10 protein-coding genes are annotated in these 8,939 nt (G+C 46.3%); 7 read left to right on the forward strand and 3 right to left on the reverse strand.

Features of this window, described 5'->3' with window-relative positions:
- Positions 1-100 (reverse strand): helix-turn-helix domain-containing protein (locus ACQY6I_RS08925; protein WP_428241141.1); only part of this gene is annotated, 100 nt, incomplete at its 3' end.
- A 394-nt stretch (positions 101-494) separates the two neighbouring features.
- On the opposite strand from ACQY6I_RS08925, the gene ACQY6I_RS08930 reads away from it, so the two are divergent.
- The 7 genes from ACQY6I_RS08930 to ACQY6I_RS08960 all read left to right on the forward strand — a co-directional run bounded on the left by ACQY6I_RS08930 (position 495) and on the right by ACQY6I_RS08960 (position 7,765).
- Positions 495-752, forward strand: coding sequence for a transposase (locus tag ACQY6I_RS08930; protein ID WP_428241142.1), 258 nt, complete (start codon positions 495-497; stop codon positions 750-752).
- A 24-nt stretch (positions 753-776) separates the two neighbouring features.
- Positions 777-1,001 carry a transposase gene (locus ACQY6I_RS08935; RefSeq protein ID WP_428241133.1) on the forward strand — a complete coding sequence of 75 codons (225 nt, stop codon included), beginning with the start codon at positions 777-779 and terminating at the stop codon, positions 999-1,001.
- Positions 998-1,144, forward strand: coding sequence for a hypothetical protein (locus ACQY6I_RS08940; RefSeq protein WP_428241134.1), 147 nt, complete (start codon positions 998-1,000; stop codon positions 1,142-1,144). The genes ACQY6I_RS08935 and ACQY6I_RS08940 overlap by 4 nt, the downstream gene beginning before the upstream one ends.
- A gap of 1,339 nt (positions 1,145-2,483) precedes the next feature.
- A complete protein-coding gene (locus ACQY6I_RS08945; protein WP_428241135.1) occupies positions 2,484-3,134 on the forward strand; it encodes a TetR/AcrR family transcriptional regulator in 651 nt (216 codons plus the stop codon).
- A gap of 362 nt (positions 3,135-3,496) precedes the next feature.
- Positions 3,497-3,898: a globin gene (locus ACQY6I_RS08950; protein ID WP_428241136.1), complete on the forward strand. Its 402-nt coding sequence runs from the start codon at positions 3,497-3,499 to the stop codon at positions 3,896-3,898.
- A gap of 310 nt (positions 3,899-4,208) precedes the next feature.
- On the forward strand, positions 4,209-6,437 hold the full coding sequence (gene pbpC, locus ACQY6I_RS08955) for a penicillin-binding protein 1C (protein WP_428241137.1): 2,229 nt from the start codon (positions 4,209-4,211) through the stop codon (positions 6,435-6,437).
- 83 nt (positions 6,438-6,520) lie between these two features.
- Positions 6,521-7,765: a cytochrome P450 gene (locus ACQY6I_RS08960; protein ID WP_428241138.1), complete on the forward strand. Its 1,245-nt coding sequence runs from the start codon at positions 6,521-6,523 to the stop codon at positions 7,763-7,765.
- A gap of 52 nt (positions 7,766-7,817) precedes the next feature.
- Here ACQY6I_RS08960 and ACQY6I_RS08965 read toward each other — a convergent pair whose 3' ends face one another.
- Positions 7,818-8,423 (reverse strand): jacalin-like lectin, encoded by a 606-nt coding sequence (locus ACQY6I_RS08965; RefSeq protein WP_428241139.1) that lies wholly within the window; start codon positions 8,421-8,423, stop codon positions 7,818-7,820.
- Positions 8,424-8,671: 248 nt separating this feature from the next.
- The coding region (locus ACQY6I_RS08970) for a hypothetical protein (RefSeq protein WP_428241140.1) at positions 8,672-8,939 on the reverse strand (268 nt) is incomplete at its 5' end.

The raw sequence follows: 8,939 nt of genomic DNA on the forward strand, positions 1-8,939 counted from the left end.
GAACAAACCGATTTCTCCATTTACAGACGGTCTGATTGGAGGTGCTGAGCTTTTCTGCAATCTCGCTATTGGTGAGACCTCTGGCACACTCAGGAACTATTCGTGAGCGAAAGGCAAGCGCTTGAGCCGTTTTTCGTCGTCAAGACCAAGGCGCTAATGGTTCCTTCTCCTCCGCATTTAAAACCAGTTCCGCCTTTGGCCTGCCAGCCATACAACACCTCCCCCAATAGATGTTTACCAATAAAAGGAGTACAACCTATTTTTAAATGAATATTTGGCTCAGCACACTAAGGCAACTCTAAAAATACAAAAAATCTGCGATAATCCAGCCATGATCGATCCAAGGAGGAAGGCATGATGTCCCAACTCAGATTTTCAGATATGGAAGGCCAGGCGAAACGTAAACAGACCCGACGTGAAAAATTTCTGGCTGATATGGACACATTATTGCCCTGGACTGAGATGGAAAAGCCTATCCGGCGTTATTACTCCAAATCCCTCAAAGGCCGCAAACCGTTCCCTTATCCAGCATGCTTCGGATTCATTGCATGCAATTGTTTTATAACCTGAGTGACTCTGGGATGGGAGACTCTCTTTATGAAATTGAATCCATGCGCCGGTTTGCAGGCATTACCATAGACACCGTTCCGGATGAGACCACTATTCTGAAGTTTCGTCACTTATTGGAAGAACATCGGTTAGGTCAAAAAATCTTTGATCGCATCAATGCACTCTCGCCAAACAAGGCTTGACGTTTAAAGAAGGCACCATCATGGATGCCACGATTATCGCCGCACTGGCCTCGACTAAAAACCGAGACAAAGCACGAGACCCGGAGATGCATAAGACCAAGAAAGGAAAAGAGTGGCATTTTTGGCATGAAGCTGCATATTGGCGTCGACAGTGTCTTTGGTTTGGATCATACCCTGACTACCACGTCAGCGAACATTCATGACATCACTGTGGCAGATCAGTTATTACATGGAGAGGAAAGCATGTGATTGACGATACGGGATATACCGGCATAGAGAAACGAGAGGAGCACCAGAACCGGGATGTTGAGTGGATGACAGCGGAGCGTCTTCAGAAAAATTACACTTATCAAACACATTCCCGTTATGGTCTTCACTGCGAATGGCGCTAAACAGCTTTTGCTCACCGTTTCCGATGCATTCTTTTGAATGACAGCTAAACGGCTGTTTTTTTAGCACTATAACTTGCAGTGATTTTTTCGCCAAAACCCACCACCGGCAAAGGCTCTCAGAAAAACTAAAATCTCCTGATCAGACTACAGTGCCGACTCTATTCAATTGATCGCGGAATTATTATCCACTAATCCACATCCGAAAGTTGTACAATACATTTAATTATCTTGATAACCATTTCAAATTTTTACATCCGCATATTATTATCATAATCACTTTAACAAGAATATACAGATCGAAACCAAAAAATAATTACCGGAGACACAGACTGACCAACAACCTCAATACAATCAACATTTGACAATCAATCATTAGTACTCACCTGTACCGTTGTGATGTTGTGGCTTTCATTCAAATACAAGGATACTTCATTGAAATCGGCATAATTAATCCAGCCACCAGGGCTTACTATAGCAGATTGAAAGTCTTTTCATTCAGTCATTAAAACTTTCCCGGACGTGTTTCACCATTACTATGGTATAGCGTATTTTTACCATGCAATTGTCAGCTTTGTTTGCATTGACTGACCACCCAACCTGGTACCATTAAAACGATCAGTATTTCCATATCCCGTACTGATAAGACTCGTCTATTTGTTCTTTATATTTCTATCCAGACCACAGGAGCATCTTCATTCTCTTGAATGATGACACTCTCAGTCAGGTTGCCGCTGGGATTATCTTCGGCATCAGTATCTTCTACACTTGCCGAAGCAAGCATGATTATTGTATATGTCCGTTGCAGTATCGTTTTTGTCGGTTGTTGATGTATTAATACTGTTTTCGCTCTACTATATGCTGTTAACTGCAGCACATAGGAAGCGAATACTAGTGGTTTGATTATGGCTCGATCGCTCATTGGACGACGGGGACCAAACAAATATTACTCAGATTTCAGTGAACGTGAATGTTAAATATATCGACGTTATCTACTCAAATTACCCGGAACAACCCGAAGGTATTTGAAAGGTACTAAAACCTCAAAAGCCTGCTATTAAAGAGCCCGGACTGCTTCAGGATCTGGTTTGATAACTCGAAACTTCCGTTCATCATGCCACTGGCCAGATAAGAGTCAGCTGCCATTCTGAAATCAAGATTAACATCAGAGGCAAAAGTAACGCTGTAGCGATTAAAAGTGTGAGATATATCGCCAACTGTCAGATCCTAAATTATCTTTGGTAAACATCGAAACAATTTATCAAATGGATTTATTCGTTGTGCATAGGCTCACTATTTATCTGTATCTTTTGGTTTATGATGGGAGATTCTTTCTCTTTGAATGCATATTGCCATGACTGGTCTGCCAAATAATCTGAGCCCCCGAAAGTCACCTGTCCAACAACGGTCTCAAATTACGTTTGATGCCATTCACATTGCCACCATTCAAGTACTGGCACATGAAGGACTCGACAAATGCACGACCACTCGTGTTGCAGAACGGGCCGGTGTTTCAGTCGGCGCGCTATACCAATACTACCCTCATCGCAGTGCTTTGCTTGCAGCGGCGTTATCGCGACATCTGACAACACTGACCAGCACCATTGAGCGTTGTTGTGAGCAATTGAAAGGTGCACCATTAGAAAGGATGGTCAGAGAACTGGTAGACACTTTTCTGGCAGCCAAATTCAGAAATAAAATGGAAGCCAGGGCACTGTATGCCATTTCAGTTGATCACGGTGGCCCGTTGTTAATTGAAGAAGCTGGGCGGCGGCTGGATACGGCTATCGCCGGGATGCTCACGACCGAACCTGAAAATGTTATCCAAAACCCGGCCATCGCTGGCACAATCATACGCATAACGCTGTCTGGATTTGCCAGAGCGGTGCTAACCGGCAATGCCCCTGCGGAATTGGAAGAGCATATTGGTCACCAGTGTATGAGACTCATTTACAACTACCTGTCAGATAACAGGATGCCATCAACCCCTTGATCCCAAAAGCGAACAGCCAGGAGCTGCCGGACGCAGCGACTTCTCGCTCCGCTTATTTTATTTTTTAATAGGTATCCGCAGGAATCAGGCTTGCTGTTTATCGGTACCAGACAGTATATTTGCGTCTCTTAACATACCGACCCTATCAAAAGCAGATAAGGACCCGGCTAAAGCGATACGATGTTCGCACTGTTATGCTGAGTCGTGCAGTAGTCGCAATAGAAGGATGTGCACTGGATACAATCATTATCTATCAGAAAATTTCTGTTCTATTGTCACAACCTCTAACCGGATTAATGACCTTTGCGGGAAAGGTCCAATCTTATCTTTAATACAGGTCGTACCAACATATTGGAGGAAACATGGGTAGTCATGCAGATGCGGTATTTCAGAGTTATGGCAGAAGCTGCAATAAGCCGGTTTTTTTTGAAGACTTTTATACGATCTTCACTGGTAAGTCCCATGAAATCCGGGACATGTTTCGTAATACCGACATGCAGGCCCAGAAGTCGCTGCTGCGCACCGGCATATTGGTGTTGGTTATGAATGCCCGTGGCATGCCCGATACTAAAGTGAACGCTTTGGGCAAAAGCCATAGCAAGAAAGGGCTCAACGTACATCCTCGCCATTATGCTCTTTGGCTTGATGCTCTGATGGAAACCCTCAGTCGCCATGATCCGGAGTTCAATCCGGCGTTGGAAGTTGCCTGGCGTAGTACGCTGCAGCCGATCATTGATAAAATCGCCGGAATGTATGAACAATAGTTTACACCTGTATTCCAGATAGCCCTGTCATCACTGACAGGGTATAGCTTCTTTTTCATCCGACTATTGTTCGAACATGGCTTCCGCGATGCTTATGTTGCCCATTGCGTTCCGATTTAAAACCACGATCATCCCAACAAAATACTAAAATATCGTTAATCAGAGTAAACTGCGCCGCGGCTTCGGACCTCTCTATTTATAAGGTCACGCCACCCTGTTCTGCCCGTGCCAGTATGTGAAGGTTGTTATGAAGTGGTTGTTATACCAACGATTTAAGAAATGGATTTGGTTATTGGCCTGCTGGACTGTAATGACCACAATCGTCATGACTCTGGACACCCTTTACCCTGTTGATTTGCAATCACGCTCACTGAGTCAGGCCGTACTGGCAGAAGACGGTACCATATTAAGAACCTTCGCCGACGACAATGGTGTCTGGCGCTATCCCATCACTCTGGAGCAGATATCTCCAAACTATCTGGAAGCGCTACTTACGTATGAAGATCAGTATTTTTATAGCCACCCCGGCATCAATCCGGCAGCACTAACGCGGGCTGCCTGGCTCTGGCTGCGTAATGGTCATATCGTCTCCGGGGGCTCCACCCTGACCATGCAGGTGGCCCGGATTCGTTATCCGGAAGCCCGCACCATAGCCGCCAAATTAAAGGAAATCGTACGGGCCCTGCAATTGGAGTGGCATTACAGCAAAGATGACATCCTGACTTACTACCTGAATCACGCGCCTTTTGGCGGCACCATCGAAGGTGTACAAGCAGCTGCGTTCAGTTATTTTGGCCATTCTGCCGAACACCTTACCGATGCCCAGGCTGCGTTACTGGCAGTGTTACCACAGGCACCGAGTTTTTACCGTCCTGATCGCCATCCAGAACGAGCGCGTCAGGCACGTGACAAATTGATGCATCGGCTGGTGGAGCTGGGGCAATGGTCGTTGGCACAGTTTAATGATGCCGCCCTTGAAGATGTTCAGGCCAATACCATTCCGCGCTATCAAACGGCCCCCCTGCTGGCCAGAAGACTGGTGAACCGCCACCAGAACCAGAACATACAAACCTTTATTCAGGCACAGTGGCAGCGACAGGTTGAAGGTCTGTTACGGGGGTATGTTCGCGGCATTGGTCAACAGGTATCCGCTGCGGCGTTGGTCGTGGATAACGACAGCGGCAAAGTCAGGGTATATGCCGGATCTGCCGATTTTGAGGATGACAAACGCTTCGCCTATGTGGATATGGTGCAAGCCATACGCTCACCTGGCTCTACTCTAAAACCATTTATTTACGGTATGGCACTGGATCAGGGGCTGATCCACAGCGCCAGCCTGCTCATGGATGTTCCATTACGGTTCGGCGATTATCAGCCAGATAACTTCAATGGCGGCTTCAGCGGTCCGGTGTCGGTTACAACAGCACTGCAAAAAAGCCTCAATATTCCGGCAGTACAGGTCATGGAGCGACTTAAGCCAGTATATTTCTTTTTACAGATGAAACAGGCCGGGATTGAACTGCAATTGCCGGGTGATGCTCGCCCTAATTTAGCCGTGGCTCTCGGAGGCGTTGGAACCCGTTTGGAAGACCTGGTATACGCATATACCAGCCTGGGAAATAAAGGAAAAGCACGCAGCCTGCGCTTCTCCACGACAGACAAGGAGGGCCAGCAGCCTCTGCTCAGTGAGGGCGCCGCCTGGATCATCCGCAAAATCCTGCTCGACAATGAAGCCAATGTTGCCGGCCTGGCGGTAAAAACCGGCACTAGCTACGGCTTTCGCGATGCCTGGGCCATTGCAGTCAGCCAACACTACACCCTCGGTGTCTGGATAGGACGCCCTGATGGCACGCCGATGCCAGGACATTATGGACAGGTAACGGCCGTCCCCCTGTTGAACCTTATTTTTCAACGCCTCAATGACCAGCGCCCGGCTCCCTCCATGCCGGAAAGCGTCACAGAAACCGATGTCTGCTGGCCACAGGGAGAATGGGTGAAGCATGGCTGCGAACAACTTAAACACGCTTATGTGCTCGACCATACGATTCCGACAACCTGGTACAGCACCCTGGCGCGGCAGCGTGCATTTGTCGGCGCTGATTTTCTGTACTGGCAGGCAAAAGACAGTGGCCTCAGGGTCACACCGGATTGCCGTGTACCCGCAACCCCACAGACTGTGACCGTATGGCCTGCCCCGCTCGAACACTGGCTGAGTCCAGAATGGCAGCGTGACAGCCGCATACCTGCCTGGGATTCGCGCTGTCAGAGCCCCGGTATTCTGCCACAACAATCCGCACTACAAATTCGAGGTATTGACGATCAGGATGCCTTCCAGATACGCCAGGATCAAAACATTCAAATGGATCTTTATGCCCAGGGTGGTGACGGACCGTTTTACTGGTTTCTCAACGGTATTCTATTGCCGGATAGCAGTCGCCGAATCCAGCTGAAAGATTTGTCATCGGGTATTTATCAATTGACACTGATGGACCAGAGTGGCGAAACTGACCGGATCGAATTTAACGTTCTGGTACGCTAACGGAAAATTAGGGAACAAAAGTACGATACTAGCTCCCGGTTAAAACTGGATACCATCACAATCTCTTGCCAGAGGTCTTTGAGATGTCCCACCACTACCCTAGTCGTAATACTGTTAAGAATGCTGAATACACCGAGATTGATCTGCATTCGATGGCGTTTATCAGCAACCCGTTTCCAGCCTATGAGGCGTTACTGCAACAGTCTACGATCTATCAGTCCCCATCCGCCACGGAATATTATGTGGTCAGACCAAGCCAGATTGAAAGTGTCTTGAAAGACAACAAAACCTTTTCATCTGATCGCACTGGCTCATTTGCAGCGAAACTTTCCGAGGGTCAGCATGATCAGGTACAACCATTGCTCAACTCCCTTGCCAAATGGCTGCTGTTTCAGGATCCCCCAAAACACATGCCGCTACGCAAAATTGTCAACACCTCTCTTAGCCACAAACTGGTTAGCAGTATGGAAGCGGATATTCGTGCCATCACCCGACAATTGATCATGACCATGGTCACAGAACAACAGAACGACCTTGTCAGCAGCTTGTCTTACCCGCTACCTGCGCTTGTTATTGCCCGGCTTCTGGGGGTACCAACGGAAGATATTTCACTGGTAAAAAAATGGTCGGATCACATTGCCAGTTTTACTGGTGCGCAATCCGGAATCGAAATTGCCGAACGGGCCAGAGCCAGCGTAATGGAAATGTCTGACTACCTTCGCGATTTGTTAAATTCCAAGACACTGACGGAAAATACCAATGTGCTCAATAACCTCACCGGATTCCGCAAGGAACACCGTGAATTTACCGACGAAGACCTGATTGCCAACTGCATCATGCTGCTGTTTGCCGGCCACGAAACCACTACCTGTCTGATCAACAATTTATGGATACAGTTGCAGCAACATGAGAGCCAGCGAATGGACCTGATTAATCACCCGAAACTGATTTCCAATGCAGTAGAAGAAGGTTTGCGTTATGACGGTGCCGTTCATAGATTAGGCCGTTTCATTAAGACCGATACCGAAATAGATGGTATCCAACTACAACAAAATCGCATGATCTATCTGCTATTGGGTGCCGCCAACCGAAGCTCTGAATTGTGTGAAAAGCCTGACAAGTTTGATATTCATAGAAAGCCGGTTCGTAATTATGGTTTCGGCTTTGGTCCGCATTTATGTTCTGGCGCAGCACTAGCCAGACTCGAAGCCGAAATTGCCACAGAAGAATTACTAACGTTAATACCGAAAGGTCAGGTTATGGAAAAACCGGAATATCACAGAAATCTGGCACTGCGTTCGGTGAAATCATTGATGATTGAAATTTGAAGAACAGGCGGATAGAACAACCGCCTGCTTTGAGACCGGTAAGACTTACCGGTCAATATACCTGCAAGTAAACCACACCGATCGCATCGATACGTGAACCACTTCTGCCTTTAAAGCCTACAATTTGGAACTGATCGTTTCCGGTATATAGAAAACTGGAATACCCTCCAGTCCCACCAACAGACAATGTTCTGCCCATGTTGGTCCTGATGGTTAGAGAATCCACTTCAGAACCGGACTTTCCTGAAACCTTACTAATGTATTCACCAGACATAAAGTTAAGAGTTTTACAGGAGCCGCCGTTACCGCCATGTTTGCCATAACTATAAATATTACCTGAGCCATCGACATACACCGTCTCGATGGAATCCACCAGTCTACCACCACATAAAATCACTCGGTCAAGCTGCAGAAAATCCGTTGGCGGATTGTCCAAAAAAGCAGCCCCGCCGCCTCCGCCAGAACTTCCCGCTTCAAACTGTGCTGCTATCGTTCCTGCAGAAAGACACGCCAGCATCAGTAATAATAAATTTTTCATAAACTCTCCTTGATTCATAAACGCGAACCTTAAATTTTTATAATATTTCCACTGGAATCGATTGATATTAATATCGCTTTCAATGGAATCAAAATAATAACCATCAGCAGCTGAGATCATACTGTCTAATGAGGGAATTTAATTTAGAAATCACTTTATTTAAAAACGTACTCATTCAGTTCTATCTAGAATTCCTTTTATCAAGTCAGATCTTCTTTTTTCAACAATAGTCGTGTCAGTCATACCAAACATTCGGTCCCACTTGCCAACTCCTTATTTCAACAATATATAGATTTAATTAAATGTTATGAATATATTATTGAACAGGCAACACTGAATAAACAGTGCTACCCGTAAAGGGAGGCTGATTACATGTTCAGACTATTGAGATAATCCGTTTTCCATTTTTCAGGCATACGTTGTAATTTTTCTTCCTGAGTTTCCATGGAGAATTGATCTTTGTAATTGTATTCATCCTGAGTGTCTAGATCCCCGACCAATAAACCATTGGCAAACATGCCAAGGTCAGCACCTTCCTCAATCAAAGAATCTTTTCCAGGAGACAGTTTTAGGTTAAACACGTTGTCCTGGTAGCTTTCGGTACTCACAGCGGTCACCAGTACGGATTCGTCCATT

It is taken from the genome of Gynuella sp. (assembly GCF_050297175.1).
Lineage (GTDB): Bacteria > Pseudomonadota > Gammaproteobacteria > Pseudomonadales > Natronospirillaceae > Gynuella.

Coding starts and splice junctions, on each gene's coding strand:
- ACQY6I_RS08935 (WP_428241133.1), top strand. CDS start 777: ATGCCACGATTATCGCCGCACTGGCCTCGACTAAAAACCGAGACAAAG.
- ACQY6I_RS08945 (WP_428241135.1), top strand. CDS start 2,484: ATGCATATTGCCATGACTGGTCTGCCAAATAATCTGAGCCCCCGAAAG.
- ACQY6I_RS08950 (WP_428241136.1), top strand. CDS start 3,497: ATGGGTAGTCATGCAGATGCGGTATTTCAGAGTTATGGCAGAAGCTGC.
- pbpC (WP_428241137.1), top strand. CDS start 4,209: ATGACCACAATCGTCATGACTCTGGACACCCTTTACCCTGTTGATTTG.
- ACQY6I_RS08960 (WP_428241138.1), top strand. CDS start 6,521: ATGTCCCACCACTACCCTAGTCGTAATACTGTTAAGAATGCTGAATAC.
- ACQY6I_RS08965 (WP_428241139.1), bottom strand. CDS start 8,423: ATGATCTCAGCTGCTGATGGTTATTATTTTGATTCCATTGAAAGCGAT.